Here is a 14,489-nt window from a genome sequence, read left to right on the forward strand (position 1 = left end):
CGTGTTTTTTTGTAGTCTTAGAGCTGCAATGCTGTCGTTAATGTTAGGCGAAATAGGCTAATTGGGTATCGCGAAGAAATTTGCAAGCACATCAAAGCCCGTTCCAAATCTGCAGGATTTGTTCTGACAGGGTCATGGGATCAAAAGGTTTGATTATAACGTCAATCACTCCTTGCGCTTTTAAATCCGAAATTTCATCCGGGTGTGCCTTTGCGGTCAAAAATATAGCGGGTGTGGCGGTCAAATCAGGAATTATTCTTAATTGTTGTAGTGTTGCAGGACCATCCAATGATGGCATCATGACATCGAGTAAAATCAGGTCGGGTGCGAATGCTGTGGCCTCCTCCAAAGCCTTAGCCCCCGAATCACACAGACAAACGTCGAACCCCCCTACAGATTCCAAAGCTAACTGCGCAATGGCACGAATGTCCGCATCATCATCTACGTATAAAATTCGTTTTAGTTGGCCCATTTTGACTTACCAGACAAAAAAGCCGGTTTTTATACCGGCTTATTTGCAATTACACATCATTTTGTGTATCAGGACTCTACGCTGCCTTCTTCTACTTCCTCAGCAATTTCAGGACGATCCACCAACTCTACAATGGCCATAGGCGCATTGTCGCCGGTTCGATAACCATACTTGAGAATGCGAAGATAACCGCCGGGACGCTGCTTGTATCGAGGACCTATTTCGTTAAATAACTTCGTTACCATATCTCGATCGCGCAGACGATCAAACACTAAACGACGATTGGCAACGGAGTCATTCTTAGCCCGCGTAATCAAAGGCTCAGCAACTCTGCGTAACTCTTTGGCTTTCGGTAAAGTAGTTTTAATGACTTCGTGTTTAAACAAAGAAGTAGCCATGTTTCGAAACATCGCCTGACGATGACTGCTGTTTCTATTTAATTGGCGACCTGAGTGACGATGGCGCATAACAGTTCCTTACTTCGTATTCTATGTTTTACAGTTAAACAACAGAGCTTTCTTTTTGATCCTTCAAACTAGCGGGTGGCCAGTTTTCCAGTCGCATACCCAGAGACAAGCCCTTGGTAGCTAATGTGCTCTTTATCTCGGTTAGGGATTTCTTGCCCAGGTTAGGTGTTTTCAACAGTTCAACCTCGGTGCACTGAATCAGATCCCCAATATAAAATATTTGTTCGGCTTTCAAGCAGTTAGCGGACCGAACCGTAAGCTCCAAATCATCCACCGGTCGTAACAGGATAGGATCGATTTCAGGCTCTTCTTTCTTGGCTTCCGTTTCTTCTTGGCTTTCCAGATCCACAAAAGTGGATAATTGATCCTGAAGTATGGTTGCCGCACTGCGAATGGCGTCTTCTGGATCAATAGTACCGTTGCTTTCCAGTTCGAAAACCAATTTGTCCAAATCGGTACGCTGCTCTACGCGAGCCGCATCCACCACATAAGATACTCGAGTGATAGGGCTAAACGAGGCATCCAAATGTAAGCGACCAATGGTTTGATCTTCATCGGGCTTGGAACGCTGGTTCGCAGGTTGGTAGCCACGCCCCGTAGTCACTTTCAAGCTCATACGTAACTCACCGTTTTTGGTAAGATTGGCAATGATATGATCGGGGTTGATCAATTCCACGTCGTGATCCAGTGCGATATCCGCGGCCGTTACCGGGCCCTCACCTTTCTTATGTAAGGTAAGCACGGCTTCGTTTCGTGTGTGCATACGCAAAGCCAGACCTTTCAGGTTCAAAAGGATATCGATAACGTCCTCTTGTACACCCTCTATAGTGCTGTATTCGTGTAACACACCGTCAATTTCCACTTCAACAACAGCGGCGCCCTGCATCGATGACAACAAAATCCGCCGTAAGGCATTACCCAAAGTATGTCCAAAGCCTCGCTCTAAAGGCTCTAACGTCACTTTGGCCCGGGTGCTGCTTATATTTTGTACATTTACAATACTAGGTTTCAAAAAATCAGAAAGTGAACCCTGCATGAATCGTCCTCTCTAGGCACTCAGTTCCAGTCGACAAAAATATTGTTGCTTCGTTGGAATTGTAGCTGATGTATTAGTTTTTACCAGCCTGTTCAATTATTTAGAATACAATTCAACAATGAGATGTTCATTTATGTCTGGAGACAAGTCGCTGCGCTCAGGACATGCTTTGAAAACCCCTGACATCTTTTTCACATCTACGTCCACCCAATCCACGAACCCTCTTTGCGCAGCCATTTCCAAAGCCCCTTGAATCCGTAGTTGATTCCTGGCTTTTTCACTAACACTCAGCTCGTCAGCTGCTTTAACCTGATACGAAGGAATCGTTACGCGTTTTCCGTTTACAAAAATGGCGCAGTGACGAATCAGTTGACGCGCTTCGTTGCGTGAGCTGGCAAATCCCATTCGGTATACCACGGTATCCAAGCGAGATTCCAACGATTGTAACAGGTTCTCACCGGTAGCGCCTTTGCGTCGATCTGCATCTTTATAATACAGGCGAAATTGATGCTCCAAAATACCGTAGGTACGGCGCACTTTCTGTTTTTCACGCAACTGTACTGCGTAGTCCGACAAGCGACCACGACGCTGTCCGTGCTGACCCGGTGGAAAATCCCGGTTTTCAAAAGGACAACGGGCAGAAAAACATTTCTCACCCTTCAAAAACAATTTACTGCCTTCACGTCGACACAGACGACATTTAGGTCCGGTATATCTAGCCATTAAAAAGTCTCCAGACTTATGATCTTTGATTACACTCGGCGACGCTTCGGTGGGCGGCAACCGTTATGAGGAATAGGAGTCACATCCGTAATGCTGGTGATATTGAAACCCTGCGCATTCAAGGCGCGGATAGCTGATTCACGACCAGGTCCGGGACCTTTAACACAGACTTCCATATTCTTCATACCCATATCTTTCACAGTATTACCAGCGTTCTCTGCGGCTACCTGCGCAGCAAAGGGGGTACTCTTACGCGAACCGCGAAAACCGGAACCACCGGCGGTGGCCCATGCCAGCGTATTACCCTGGCGGTCTGTGATAGTCACGATGGTGTTATTAAAAGAGGCATGAATGTGTGCCACACCATCTACCACATTCTTCTTTACGCGCTTACGATTGCGGGGACTAGCTGCCATAGTGAATACCTATCCTATTTCTTAATCATTCGACGCGGCCCTTTACGAGTGCGCGCATTAGTTCGAGTGCGTTGACCGCGCAGAGGCAAACCGCGTCTGTGACGGATGCCGCGGTAGCAGCCAAGATCCATCAAGCGTTTGATATTCATAGATATCTCACGTCGCAAGTCACCCTCGACGGAATACGCTGCGACAGCGTTTCGCAATGAATCCAATTGCCCTTCGGACAAATCTTTAACTTTGGTAGTCGGATCAATACCGGTGTCTGCGCAAATCTTACGTGCCCGGGGTTCACCCACTCCAAAAATTGATGTCAACCCGATAACTAAATGCTTATGAACCGGGATATTGATGCCTGCTATACGGGCCATCCAAACGTTCTCCTAAATCACTCGTAGCGGTAAACCCGCCATTGTAAATTCGCTTAAAAAACAAATCAATAATAATTAACCTTGACGCTGTTTATGGCGCGGATCTGCGCAAATAACACGCACAACACCTTTGCGACGGATAACTTTGCATTTCCGGCAAATTTTCTTCACTGATGCCCTGACTTTCATGACTGCGCTCCAAATATCTTTATAAATCTCAAGCTTATCTTCACAGACCGGTTCGGCCGTAACCTTTCAGGTTCGCTTTTTTCATCAAACCTTCGTATTGGTGAGACAGCAAATGGGATTGCACTTGAGCAATGAAATCCATAACCACCACCACGATAATCAACAAGGACGTACCGCCAAAATAGAACGGAACATTCCATTTTAAAATCATAAATTCCGGTAACAAACACACGGCGGTGATATATACAGCGCCAATTAATGTCAAACGCGACATGATGGTGTCTATATAGCGCGCCGTGTTCTCACCGGGGCGAATACCGGGAATAAACGCACCGGATCGCTTCAAATTGTCTGCGGTTTCTTTGGGGTTGTACATCAACGCCGTGTAGAAAAAGCAGAAGAATACTATGGCCACAGCATAGAAAATCACATACATAGGCTGCCCGGGTGCTAATGTGGAAGACAAATCCTTCAACCACCCCATCCCCTCGGTTTGACCAAACCAACCACCCAGGGTGGCGGGGAATAATATAATACTGGAAGCAAAAATAGGCGGAATAACCCCGGCCATATTCACTTTTAGCGGTAAATGTGTTTTTTGCGCCGCGTAAACTTTACGCCCTTGCTGCCTTTTGGCGTAGTTAACCGTAATTCTGCGCTGCCCTCTTTCCATGAAAACAACAAAACCGGTAACCACAACAGCCAAAATGATGATCCCGAGCACATGAAACGCGCTGAGCTCACCCACTCGTGCCAGCTCCAGGGTACCCCCGATGGCTGAGGGCAGTCCGGCAACGATACCGGCGAAAATGATAATGGATATCCCATTACCTATCCCTCTTTCGGTAACCTGTTCACCCAACCACATGAGGAACATGGTTCCAGTAACCAAACTAACAACTGCTCCGAAGACAAACGCCGTTCCGGGATTAGGTACTACTGCCAACGCACCCACGGACTGAGTCTGCAAGGCAATGGCAACCCCGATGGCTTGAAACGTAGCCAAGCCCACTGTGCCATAGCGAGTGTATTGGGTAATTTTCCGGCGCCCGGCTTCTCCTTCTTTTTTCAATTGCTCTAAAGAAGGGATCACAGCTGTAAGCAATTGCATAATAATGGATGCAGAAATGTACGGCATAACACCCAGCGCGAATAGAGACAGGCGCTCCAACGCCCCACCCGAGAACATATTGAACATGTTCAATATGGTGTCTTTTTGCTGCTCCACGAAACTGGCCATTGCATCCGGATCAATTCCAGGTACCGGGATAAAAGAACCCACCCGAAATACGATCAGAGCCAGAGCCACGAACAATAGACGATTCTTCAGTTCCGATAATTTACCGGAACCCAACGCATCCATCATTGCTGAACGATTTGCCGCCAATGTACTATCCTTCGACTTTGCCGCCGGCCGCTTCGATTGCCGCTTTGGCGCCTTTCGTTGCACCAATACCTTTAAGCGTCACAGCACGACTGATTTCACCTGAAGCAATTACTTTGGCAGTTTTTACATTCTTGGCGATAATGTTGGCCTTTTTCAAGGTTTCCAAGTCGGCCATATCCCCTTCAACTTTGGCGAGTTCATGCAAGCGAATTTCGGCATGGAACAAGCTTTTGCGTGAAGTAAAACCCACTTTGGGCAGGCGTCTCTGCAAAGGCATCTGACCGCCTTCGAAGCCTACCTTGTGAAAACCGCCGGAGCGTGAATGCTGTCCCTTATGACCTCTACCACCGGTTTTGCCCAAACCGGAGCCAATACCACGTCCGACACGCTTCGCGTCTTTTTTGGATCCTTCTGCGGGCTGTAATGTGTTGAGACGCATTTTAAACTTCCTCTACTTTCAACAGGTAAGAGACTTTGTTGATCATACCCCGGTTGCAAGGCGTATCCTGCACGGTTACCGTATGATGCATCCGACGCAACCCTAATCCCGCAACGCAGGCTTTATGGGCTTTAAGTCTGCCAATAACGCTCTTTACCAGGGTAACTTTGATTTCACCAGTGCCACTCATGTGATTATCCCACTATATCTTTTACACTTTTTCCACGTTTGGCGGCTACCGCTTCCGGAGTCGCCATTGCTGTCAACCCGTCAAAAGTGGCGCGAACCACGTTTATGGGGTTGTTGGTGCCAATACATTTGGCCAGCACATTGTGTACGCCTACCGCCTCGAATACTGCACGCATAGCACCACCGGCGATAATTCCGGTACCTTCTGATGCCGGTAACATAACCACTTTTGCAGCACCGTGTTCGCCAACCAATGGGTACTGTAACGTACCTTCATTCAAGGTTACGGTTTTCATATTCTTGCGGGCATCATCCATCGCTTTTTGAACAGCGACAGGCACTTCACGTGCTTTACCGCGACCGAATCCTACTCGCCCATTACCATCGCCGACGACGGTCAAGGCAGCAAATCCAAATTGGCGCCCGCCTTTAACTACTTTGGCAACCCTGTTTATAGTTACCAATTTCTCGATTAAGCCATCACTTTGTGTTGCCATGTTTTATTCGCCGTGTTTACAGTTAGAATTGCAGTCCGCCTTCGCGCGCAGCATCAGCCAACGCTTTAATGCGACCATGATACTTAAATCCGGAACGATCAAATGCAACCGTCTCTACGCCGGCGGCTTTTGCCCGCTCTGCGATCAACTGCCCGACTTTTGCCGCTGCATCTTTGTTTCCGGTGTGCTTCAAACCCTTTTTAACGTCCGCTTCCACCGTAGCTGCCGCAGCAACCACTGTACTGCCGGTAGGATCAATGATCTGGGCATAGGTATGCATTGGGGTTTTGAATACTGACAAGCGAAAAACTCTTAATTCTTTGATCTTCGCTCGACTGCGCTTCGCACGCTTAATTCGCTGTGATTTCTTATCCATTTCGCTTAACCTACTTATTTCTTCTTGGCTTCTTTGCGGACGATTTGTTCGTTGGCATAACGGACACCCTTGCCTTTGTAAGGCTCGGGCGGACGATAGGCACGTATATTAGCCGCGACCTGACCCACTTGTTGCTTATCAACCCCTCTGACCATGATTTCTGTCTGACTGGGAGTCTCAATGCTGATACCCTCGGGTACCGGAAACTCAACCGGGTGAGAAAATCCCAATGTTAAGTTAAGTTTATTACCCTGTGCTTGGGCACGATAACCCACACCCACTAATTCCAGTTTTCGCTCAAATCCCTGACTTACGCCGGTTACCATGTTATTAACCAGCGCTCGAGTCGTTCCAGTCAAAGCGCGAGCAGGGCCGCTCTTCTGACGAGACTTGAATATGAGCACATTGTCTTCCTGCACCACTTCAACCAAGGGATGAATATTGTGAGACAGCTTACCTTTGGCGCCTTTGATATCAATCGATTGGCCTGCGAGGGCCACTTCAACACCTGACGGAATACTGACCGGGCTATTTGCAATTCGTGACATGCTTATAATCCTCTATGCAACGTAACAGACAACTTCGCCACCGTGTCCGGCTTTGCGTGCGTCGCGGTCCGCTAACAAACCCGCGGAAGTGGAAATAATCGCTACACCAAGGCCACCCATTACCTGCGGTAGATCGTCTTTACTCTTGTATACTCGCAACCCGGGTCGGCTAACGCGCTGGATGGTCTCGATGACCGGCTTGCCTTGATAATATTTCAAGGAAACTTCCAGAACTTTCTTGCCATCATCTGCCGCATGCGCATAGTCGCTAATGTACCCTTCGTCTTTTAACAGTTTGGCTACTGCCACTTTCATTTTAGAAGACGGCATACTCACGCTGACTTTTCCTGAAGACAGGCCATTGCGAATTCGGGTCAACATATCAGCTATGGGATCTGACATACTCATTTCTATTTACTCCGTTGTATTCTCTACAAAGCCGCTTACCAGCTGGCTTTCACCAAACCGGGTACGTCACCACGCATCGCTGCTTCGCGTAATTTAGTCCGGCTCAAACCGAATTTTCTGTAATACCCATGCGGACGACCGGTCACCCGACAACGATTTCGTATGCGGCAGGGGCTTGCATCTCTGGGCAAAGCTTGAAACTTTTTGCGCAACTCTTCCTTTTCCTCAGCGCTCACATTGGGGTCTTTCAGTTTTTGCTTCAACGTTGCTCGCTTGGCGGAATACTTCTGTACAGTCTTCGCGCGTTTCAGTTCTCTGTTAATAATTGATAGCTTTGCCATACCCGTATCTCGTTTATTTTTTCAGCGGAAAATTAAAGGCCAACAATAATGCCTTGGCTTCTGCGTCGGTTTTAGCCGTTGTGGTAACAGTAATGTCCATACCCCGGATCGCATCGATTTTGTCGTAATCGATTTCAGGGAAAATGATCTGCTCCTGAACTCCCACACTGTAGTTTCCCCGCCCATCAAATGATTTACCGTTCAAACCACGGAAGTCACGAATGCGGGGTACCGCGATGGAAATAAATCGGTCCAGAAAATCATACATACGCTCACGACGCAGGGTGACTTTACAACCAATTGGCCAACCGTCGCGGATCTTAAATCCAGCAACGGATTTACGCGCTTTGGTGACTATGGGCTGTTGTCCCGTAATCTTAGCCATATCACCTACCGCATTTTGTATGACCTTTTTGTCGCCCACGGCTTCACCCACACCCATGTTCAGAGTGATTTTAGTGATCTTGGGAACTTCCATAACACTCTGATAGTTGAACTGTTTCATCAACTGATCAACAACTGTACTGCGATAAAATTCTTTTAATCTAGACATTGCTTTATCCGTCTTTACACATCAACAACTTCGTTGTTGGATTTGTAATAGCGCACTTTACGCCCATCTTCCAATGTTTTAATTCCGACCCGGTCAGCCTTCTTGGTGGCCGGATTGAATAAAGCCACATTGGAAACGTGCAGTGGCATTTCTTTTTCCACTATACCGCCACTCTCCCCTGAGTTGGGATTGGGCTTAACGTGTTTCTTTGCCATGTTGCAATTTTCAACAATGACTCTATCGTTTTCCAGTACACGCAGGACAGAACCGCGTTTTGACTTGTCTTTTCCCGCGATAACTATGACGTCATCGCCTTTTCTGATTTTACGCATGCTTTGCACTCTTTAATTTAGCACAACCAAAACAATTACTTACTAAAGGTACTCTATTACAACACTTCCGGTGCCAGTGAGATTATTTTCATAAACTTCTCACTTCGCAGTTCACGGGTTACTGGACCAAATATACGGGTACCGATGGGTTGATGCTGATTGTTCAACAATACGGCAGCATTGCCATCAAAGCGAATCAGGGAACCGTCTGGACGGCGAACACCCTTGCGGGTACGCACGACTACGGCGTTATACACTTCACCCTTTTTCACCTTACCTCGTGGTATGGCTTCCTTGACGCTGACTTTTATGATGTCCCCAACGTTGGCGTATCGCCGTTTGGAACCACCAAGTACTTTGATACACATCAGACGCCGTGCGCCGCTGTTATCAGCCACATCAAGTACCGTTTGCATCTGAATCATCGGAACATCTCCATAAAATCATGCATTTTGCACTTCCCCGATCGCTCAGGGCGCGCAATGATACCATTAAATTCTTATTAACCCAAATATTGTGTCACTAAACCGATCTAGACAGCCAGATCAGCTTTTTCCACCACTTCCACCAGCCGCCAGGACTTGGTCTTGGAAATAGGGCGACATTCGGTAATACACACAACATCCCCTTCATTACACTCATTATTTTCATCATGTGCGTGCAATTTAGTGGAACGCTTAATATATTTTCCATACAGGGGGTGCTTCACCTGCCTCTCAACCAAAACCGTAATAGTACGATCCATTTTATTGCTGACCACACGACCGGTTGTAGTGCGCAAGACCTTGTTTTCAGTCATGTTATTTACCCGCTTCGTTAATTACTGTCATAACCCGGGCGATATCCCGGCGCAGAGACTTAAACCGGGCCGGATTGCCCAACTGTCCCATCCCCTTTTGCATTCGCAGGTTAAACTGTTCGCGCAGAAGATTATCCAATTCTTCGTTTAGCTCTGCTTTACTTTTGCTTCTCAATTCGCTTGCTTTCATATCATCACCGTTACATTACATGACAGTACGGGCAACAAATGTGGTGGCCACAGGCAACTTGGCCGCCGCCAAGCGAAATGCCTCGCGCGCTACATCTTCCGCCACACCTTCCATTTCAAACAGCATGCGGCCTGGTTGGATTTGAGCCACCCAGTATTCCACACCACCTTTCCCTTTACCCATACGGACTTCCAATGGTTTCTTTGTAATGGGCTTATCGGGGAAAATACGAATCCAGATTTTACCGCCACGCTTAATGTGTCGGGTCATGGCTCGTCGACCAGCCTCTATTTGTCGAGCCGTAATCCGACCGCGGGCGGTTGCCTTTAGTCCGTACTCGCCAAAGCTGATTTTACTACCGCGAGTCGCCAGACCGCGGTTCTTACCTTTGTGTTGTTTACGAAATTTGGTTCGTTTTGGTTGTAGCATTGGAAAAACTCCTAACCTAGTTCGTCGCTACGGTGTTTTCGCTGGAGCCGGCCTGGGGAATGCCTTTCTCAAAGACTTCGCCTTTAAACAACCAGACTTTAACTCCAATGACTCCGTAAGTGGTATTAGCTTCAACGACACCGTAGTCGATATCCGCTCGCAGGGTGTGTAGAGGAACACGACCTTCGTGGTACCACTCTGCGCGGGCGATATCCGCACCGTTCAAACGACCTGAAACCCGCACTTTTACACCCAGCGCCCCCAAACGCATTGCGTTGGTGACAGCGCGTTTCATAGCGCGGCGAAACATAATGCGGCGCTCCAGCTGTTGAGCAATGTTTTCAGCCACCAGGGTCGCATCCAATTCCGGCTTACGGATTTCCTCGATATTGACATTTACCACCACGCCCATCATTTGACTGATTTCTTTGCGCAGCTTTTCAATATCTTCACCTTTTTTACCGATAACAATACCCGGACGGGCAGTGTGTATGGTGATACGGGCGTTATTGGCCGGTCGTTCAATCTGGATTCGGCTGACGGACGCGTGAGACAGGGCTTTTTTTATTTTCTCCCTGACTTTCAGATCCATATTAAGGTAATTGGCGAAATCCTTGGAATCCGCATACCATTTGGATGTCCAGTCTTTAACAATTCCAAGCCGTATTCCGATTGGATGTACTTTTTGACCCATTGGTGCCTCTCTTAATTATCACTGACAGTCACAGTAATGTGACTGCTTCGTTTCAGAATGCGGTTACCCCGGCCTTTGGCACGGGCGTGCATTCGTTTCATGGTGCGCCCCTCGTCCACCGTGATAGCAGATACCTTTAATTCGTCGATATCCGCACCATCATTGTGTTCCGCGTTAGCAATGGCAGATTCCAGCACTTTCTTAACAATAAACGCAGCTTTCTTTGGACTGAAAGCCAGTATTTGCAGCGCTTTTTCCACCGATTTACCTCTAACTTGGTCTGCAACCAGTCGACATTTTTGCGGTGAAAGAGTCGCATTTTTCAATATAGCTCTAGCTTGCATCGATACGCTCCTTACTTACCTTTCTTATCTGCCGCATGGCCTTTATAAGTGCGTGTCGGTGAAAACTCACCTAACTTATGGCCGATCATGTCCTCGGACACGAACACAGGTACGTGCTGCTTGCCATTATGCACTGCTATTGTAAGACCGATCATTTCAGGCGTAACCATGGAACGGCGCGACCAGGTTTTAATCGGTTTGCGATTGTTTGACTCTACTGCCGCATGTACTTTTTTGATCAAGTGCAAATCGACAAATGGTCCTTTATTAATTGAACGTGGCACTGTTTATGACCTCATCCGCTACTTCTGTTTACGACGGCGAATAATCATACCGTCAGTTCGTTTGTTGTGGCGCGTTTTGTAACCTTTTGTTGGCATACCCCAAGGTGATACAGGATGACGACCACCGGAGGTACGACCTTCACCACCCCCGTGAGGATGATCAACCGGATTCATAGCTACACCGCGAACCGTTGGACGCACACCACGCCAGCGAGTTGCACCGGCTTTGCCCAAAGAACGAAGATTGTGCTCGCTGTTACCCACCTCACCGATGGTAGCTCGACAATCGCTATGTACCTTACGCATTTCACCGGACCGCAGTCTCAGCGTCGCGTAATCACCTTCCCGCGCTACCAACTGCGCGGAAGCACCGGCACTGCGCGCAATTTGAGCGCCTTTACCGGGTTTGAGTTCTACACAATGAACAACCGTACCTACAGGCATTTGTCGCAAGCTCATGCTGTTACCCGGCTTGATTGGTGCGTCGGAGCCGGAAAAAATTTCAGTACCGGCTTGAACACCCTTGGGCGCAATAATATAGCGTCGTTCACCATCTTTATACAGTACCAGCGCAATGTGGGCGCTGCGATTAGGATCGTATTCCAAACGTTCAACTTTACCGGCAATACCGTCTTTATTTCGTTTGAAATCAATAATCCGATAGTGTTGCTTGTGGCCGCCACCGCGATGTCGCGTGGTGATACGACCCTGGTTGTTTCTACCACCCGAGCGGTGTTTTGTTTCCACCAGCGGCGCATAGGGAGCTCCCTTATGCAGTTCGCTTGTCGACACAGAAACCACAAACCGTCTACCGGCTGATGTGGGTTTCGCTTTAACTATTGCCATAACAATTATCCTTCAAACCTGAACTTGAGTGCTCGCGTACTCGGTTTACTCACCACCGACCAGATCTATGGTCTGCCCATCTTTGAGGCGAACATAGGCTTTTTTCCAACCTTTGCGTTGACCCATCTGCATACCAAAACGTTTTTGCTTACCTTTAACATTGAGTACTCGCACAGAATCCACTTGCACTTCGAACATTTTTTCCACAGCCTGCTTGATTTGCGGTTTGGTGGCCTTGGAAGCAACTTTAAACACGTATTGATTGTTCAACTCGGTCGCCATGGTGGCTTTTTCCGTCACGTGCGGCGACAACAAAATATTAGCCACTAAACTGAAATTCATGAGAGTATTCCTTCAAGCTGTTTGACCGCATCCACAGTCATAAGTACTTTGTCGCTGCCTACCAGAGCAACCGGGCTCAAGTCTGTTGGCGTACACACACCCACTTTAAATAGATTACGTGAAGCCAGACCCAGTTTTTCATCCACTTGAGGAACAACAATCAACACATCATCCAAACCCAATGCTTTAAGCTTATCGACCAACTCTTTGGTTTTTGGCGCTTCCAGGTCCAAGGATTCAACCACCACGAGACGTTCCTGGCGAACCAACTCGGACATGATGGCCCTAACCCCATTGCGGTACATTTTTTTGTTTACTTTTTGCGAATGATTTTGTGGTTTCAGCGCAAATGACATGCCGCCCCCGCGCCAAATTGGGCTATTGGAGGTACCGGCACGAGCACGACCGGTGCCTTTTTGCCGCCACGGTTTCGCACCACCGCCTCTGACATCAGCTCGGCTTTTACTGCCACGCGTCCCGGAACGGGCACCGGCCAGATAAGCGGTAACAACCTGATGAACCAAGGCTCCATTGTATTCGCGGGCAAATGCTGCATCAGAAACCTCTACGGTCTTTTTAGAAGCCTTGCCTGTTGCAGTGGTTAATTGCAAATTCATACCTAACCCCTCAGCTACGTGCTTTTACAGAAGAGCGCACGATGACATCACTGCCTTTGGCACCGGGTACGGCCCCTTTTATCAGCAGTAAATTTCGATCCGCATCAACTCGCACAACTTCTAAGTTCTGTGCGGTGCGCTTAACATTACCCATGTGACCAGCCATCTTTTTCCCTTTGAAAACGCGGCCAGGCGTTTGGTTCTGACCAATAGAACCCGGTGCCCGATGCGACAAAGAGTTACCGTGAGTAGCATCCTGCATACTGAAGTTATGTCTTTTAATAACACCAGCGAAACCTTTACCAATGCTGGTGCCGGTCACATCGACTTTCTGTCCTGCAGAGAACATATCCACTTTAAGATCAGAACCGGTACTGTAATCTTCGCCTTCACCGTCATTCAGCCTGAATTCCCACAGACCGCGACCCGGTTCAATACCGGCCTTGGCAAACAATCCTGCTGCAGGTTTGTTAACGCGAGACGTACGACGAGCCCCGGTGGTAACCTGTACAGCGCGATAGCCATCGTTTTCCATGGTTTTTACTTGCGCAATGCGGTTGGGCTCAACCTCAATTACAGTAACGGGCACAGACGCACCGTCCTCAGTAAAAACCCGAGTCATCCCGGCTTTGCGACCAACTACACCAATAGTCATTCTTTATTCCTCTTATCCACACCGGCCTAACCGGTGCTCAAGACCCTTAAAATTACCGATTAACTTAATTTGATTTGAACATCTACACCTGCGGCAAGATCCAGTTTCATCAGCGCATCCACTGTCTTGTCGGTAGGATCAACTATGTCCATCAATCGTTTGTGAGTTCGCAGCTCGTACTGGTCCCGCGCATCCTTGTTCACATGCGGCGAGATTAATACAGTCCATCGCTCTTTTTTGGTAGGCAACGGTATTGGACCTCTCACTTGAGCACCCGTACGCTTCGCCGTTTCCACTATTTCTCGAGCCGACTGATCTATCAAACGATGATCGAATGCTTTCAATCGGATACGTATTCTTTGTCCTGTCGTTGCCATGTTTTAGAGACCCTTAACCACTCTAACGTTCAATCACTATTCGATAATTTTGGAAACCACACCGGCGCCTACCGTGCGTCCGCCTTCACGGATCGCAAAGCGCAGGCCATCTTCCATCGCGATCGGCGCAATCAATGTCACCGTCATCGCCACGTTGTCTCCAGGCAT

At 48.0% G+C, this 14,489-nt stretch carries 30 protein-coding genes; all 30 read right to left on the bottom strand.

The genetic code is table 11. The features are described 5' to 3' along the window. Window positions 1-91 precede the first annotated feature (91 nt). Window positions 92-472 (bottom strand): response regulator, encoded by a 381-nt coding sequence (locus OEY58_11475; protein MDH5326071.1) that lies wholly within the window; start codon window positions 470-472, stop codon window positions 92-94. A gap of 68 nt (window positions 473-540) precedes the next feature. Continuing rightward, a complete protein-coding gene (rplQ, locus tag OEY58_11480) occupies window positions 541-939 on the bottom strand; it encodes a 50S ribosomal protein L17 (protein MDH5326072.1) in 399 nt (132 codons plus the stop codon). 34 nt (window positions 940-973) lie between these two features. Then, window positions 974-1,975: a DNA-directed RNA polymerase subunit alpha gene (gene rpoA / locus OEY58_11485; GenBank protein ID MDH5326073.1), complete on the bottom strand. Its 1,002-nt coding sequence runs from the start codon at window positions 1,973-1,975 to the stop codon at window positions 974-976. 96 nt (window positions 1,976-2,071) lie between these two features. Continuing rightward, the gene (gene rpsD, locus OEY58_11490) at window positions 2,072-2,698 is read right to left on the bottom strand and encodes a 30S ribosomal protein S4 (GenBank protein MDH5326074.1); all 627 of its coding nucleotides are present in this window, start codon (window positions 2,696-2,698) and stop codon (window positions 2,072-2,074) included. 29 nt (window positions 2,699-2,727) lie between these two features. Continuing rightward, window positions 2,728-3,114, bottom strand: coding sequence for a 30S ribosomal protein S11 (gene rpsK, locus OEY58_11495; protein ID MDH5326075.1), 387 nt, complete (start codon window positions 3,112-3,114; stop codon window positions 2,728-2,730). A gap of 14 nt (window positions 3,115-3,128) precedes the next feature. Beyond that, window positions 3,129-3,485 (bottom strand): 30S ribosomal protein S13, encoded by a 357-nt coding sequence (rpsM, locus tag OEY58_11500; protein ID MDH5326076.1) that lies wholly within the window; start codon window positions 3,483-3,485, stop codon window positions 3,129-3,131. Window positions 3,486-3,560: 75 nt separating this feature from the next. Beyond that, window positions 3,561-3,674: a 50S ribosomal protein L36 gene (gene rpmJ / locus OEY58_11505; protein ID MDH5326077.1), complete on the bottom strand. Its 114-nt coding sequence runs from the start codon at window positions 3,672-3,674 to the stop codon at window positions 3,561-3,563. Window positions 3,675-3,714: 40 nt separating this feature from the next. Next, window positions 3,715-5,040 carry a preprotein translocase subunit SecY gene (gene secY / locus OEY58_11510; protein MDH5326078.1) on the bottom strand — a complete coding sequence of 442 codons (1,326 nt, stop codon included), beginning with the start codon at window positions 5,038-5,040 and terminating at the stop codon, window positions 3,715-3,717. A 25-nt stretch (window positions 5,041-5,065) separates the two neighbouring features. Next, the gene (gene rplO / locus OEY58_11515) at window positions 5,066-5,500 is read right to left on the bottom strand and encodes a 50S ribosomal protein L15 (GenBank protein ID MDH5326079.1); all 435 of its coding nucleotides are present in this window, start codon (window positions 5,498-5,500) and stop codon (window positions 5,066-5,068) included. A gap of 1 nt (window position 5,501) precedes the next feature. Further along, window positions 5,502-5,690, bottom strand: coding sequence for a 50S ribosomal protein L30 (gene rpmD, locus OEY58_11520; protein ID MDH5326080.1), 189 nt, complete (start codon window positions 5,688-5,690; stop codon window positions 5,502-5,504). A 4-nt stretch (window positions 5,691-5,694) separates the two neighbouring features. Next, window positions 5,695-6,186, bottom strand: a complete 492-nt coding sequence (gene rpsE, locus OEY58_11525) for a 30S ribosomal protein S5 (protein MDH5326081.1) — start codon at window positions 6,184-6,186, stop codon at window positions 5,695-5,697. 22 nt (window positions 6,187-6,208) lie between these two features. After that, complete coding sequence (gene rplR, locus OEY58_11530) at window positions 6,209-6,562, bottom strand: 50S ribosomal protein L18 (GenBank protein ID MDH5326082.1); 354 nt, start codon at window positions 6,560-6,562, stop codon at window positions 6,209-6,211. A gap of 14 nt (window positions 6,563-6,576) precedes the next feature. Continuing rightward, on the bottom strand, window positions 6,577-7,110 hold the full coding sequence (rplF, locus tag OEY58_11535; GenBank protein ID MDH5326083.1) for a 50S ribosomal protein L6: 534 nt from the start codon (window positions 7,108-7,110) through the stop codon (window positions 6,577-6,579). 12 nt (window positions 7,111-7,122) lie between these two features. Then, window positions 7,123-7,518, bottom strand: a complete 396-nt coding sequence (gene rpsH, locus OEY58_11540; protein MDH5326084.1) for a 30S ribosomal protein S8 — start codon at window positions 7,516-7,518, stop codon at window positions 7,123-7,125. Window positions 7,519-7,553: 35 nt separating this feature from the next. Next, on the bottom strand, window positions 7,554-7,859 hold the full coding sequence (gene rpsN / locus OEY58_11545; GenBank protein ID MDH5326085.1) for a 30S ribosomal protein S14: 306 nt from the start codon (window positions 7,857-7,859) through the stop codon (window positions 7,554-7,556). A gap of 13 nt (window positions 7,860-7,872) precedes the next feature. Continuing rightward, complete coding sequence (gene rplE, locus OEY58_11550; protein ID MDH5326086.1) at window positions 7,873-8,412, bottom strand: 50S ribosomal protein L5; 540 nt, start codon at window positions 8,410-8,412, stop codon at window positions 7,873-7,875. 14 nt (window positions 8,413-8,426) lie between these two features. Next, on the bottom strand, window positions 8,427-8,744 hold the full coding sequence (rplX, locus tag OEY58_11555) for a 50S ribosomal protein L24 (GenBank protein ID MDH5326087.1): 318 nt from the start codon (window positions 8,742-8,744) through the stop codon (window positions 8,427-8,429). 56 nt (window positions 8,745-8,800) lie between these two features. After that, entirely contained in the window at window positions 8,801-9,169 is a 369-nt protein-coding gene (gene rplN / locus OEY58_11560) for a 50S ribosomal protein L14 (GenBank protein MDH5326088.1), read from the bottom strand. A gap of 107 nt (window positions 9,170-9,276) precedes the next feature. After that, window positions 9,277-9,543: a 30S ribosomal protein S17 gene (rpsQ, locus tag OEY58_11565; GenBank protein ID MDH5326089.1), complete on the bottom strand. Its 267-nt coding sequence runs from the start codon at window positions 9,541-9,543 to the stop codon at window positions 9,277-9,279. A 1-nt stretch (window position 9,544) separates the two neighbouring features. Next, on the bottom strand, window positions 9,545-9,733 hold the full coding sequence (gene rpmC / locus OEY58_11570) for a 50S ribosomal protein L29 (protein MDH5326090.1): 189 nt from the start codon (window positions 9,731-9,733) through the stop codon (window positions 9,545-9,547). 15 nt (window positions 9,734-9,748) lie between these two features. Beyond that, the gene (gene rplP / locus OEY58_11575) at window positions 9,749-10,162 is read right to left on the bottom strand and encodes a 50S ribosomal protein L16 (protein MDH5326091.1); all 414 of its coding nucleotides are present in this window, start codon (window positions 10,160-10,162) and stop codon (window positions 9,749-9,751) included. Window positions 10,163-10,178: 16 nt separating this feature from the next. Continuing rightward, on the bottom strand, window positions 10,179-10,856 hold the full coding sequence (gene rpsC, locus OEY58_11580) for a 30S ribosomal protein S3 (GenBank protein MDH5326092.1): 678 nt from the start codon (window positions 10,854-10,856) through the stop codon (window positions 10,179-10,181). 11 nt (window positions 10,857-10,867) lie between these two features. After that, window positions 10,868-11,200 (bottom strand): 50S ribosomal protein L22, encoded by a 333-nt coding sequence (gene rplV, locus OEY58_11585; GenBank protein ID MDH5326093.1) that lies wholly within the window; start codon window positions 11,198-11,200, stop codon window positions 10,868-10,870. Window positions 11,201-11,211: 11 nt separating this feature from the next. Continuing rightward, window positions 11,212-11,484: a 30S ribosomal protein S19 gene (gene rpsS, locus OEY58_11590; GenBank protein ID MDH5326094.1), complete on the bottom strand. Its 273-nt coding sequence runs from the start codon at window positions 11,482-11,484 to the stop codon at window positions 11,212-11,214. An 18-nt stretch (window positions 11,485-11,502) separates the two neighbouring features. Then, on the bottom strand, window positions 11,503-12,330 hold the full coding sequence (gene rplB, locus OEY58_11595; GenBank protein ID MDH5326095.1) for a 50S ribosomal protein L2: 828 nt from the start codon (window positions 12,328-12,330) through the stop codon (window positions 11,503-11,505). 45 nt (window positions 12,331-12,375) lie between these two features. After that, entirely contained in the window at window positions 12,376-12,672 is a 297-nt protein-coding gene (rplW, locus tag OEY58_11600) for a 50S ribosomal protein L23 (protein MDH5326096.1), read from the bottom strand. Further along, window positions 12,669-13,289: a 50S ribosomal protein L4 gene (gene rplD, locus OEY58_11605; protein ID MDH5326097.1), complete on the bottom strand. Its 621-nt coding sequence runs from the start codon at window positions 13,287-13,289 to the stop codon at window positions 12,669-12,671. The genes rplW and rplD overlap by 4 nt, the downstream gene beginning before the upstream one ends. Window positions 13,290-13,299: 10 nt before the next feature. Further along, window positions 13,300-13,944 carry a 50S ribosomal protein L3 gene (gene rplC, locus OEY58_11610; GenBank protein MDH5326098.1) on the bottom strand — a complete coding sequence of 215 codons (645 nt, stop codon included), beginning with the start codon at window positions 13,942-13,944 and terminating at the stop codon, window positions 13,300-13,302. A gap of 59 nt (window positions 13,945-14,003) precedes the next feature. Next, complete coding sequence (gene rpsJ, locus OEY58_11615; protein ID MDH5326099.1) at window positions 14,004-14,321, bottom strand: 30S ribosomal protein S10; 318 nt, start codon at window positions 14,319-14,321, stop codon at window positions 14,004-14,006. 36 nt (window positions 14,322-14,357) lie between these two features. Continuing rightward, the coding region (gene tuf / locus OEY58_11620) for an elongation factor Tu (GenBank protein MDH5326100.1) at window positions 14,358-14,489 on the bottom strand (132 nt) is incomplete at its 5' end.

It is taken from the genome of Gammaproteobacteria bacterium (genome assembly GCA_029882975.1).
Lineage (GTDB): Bacteria > Pseudomonadota > Gammaproteobacteria > SZUA-152 > SZUA-152 > JAJDNG01.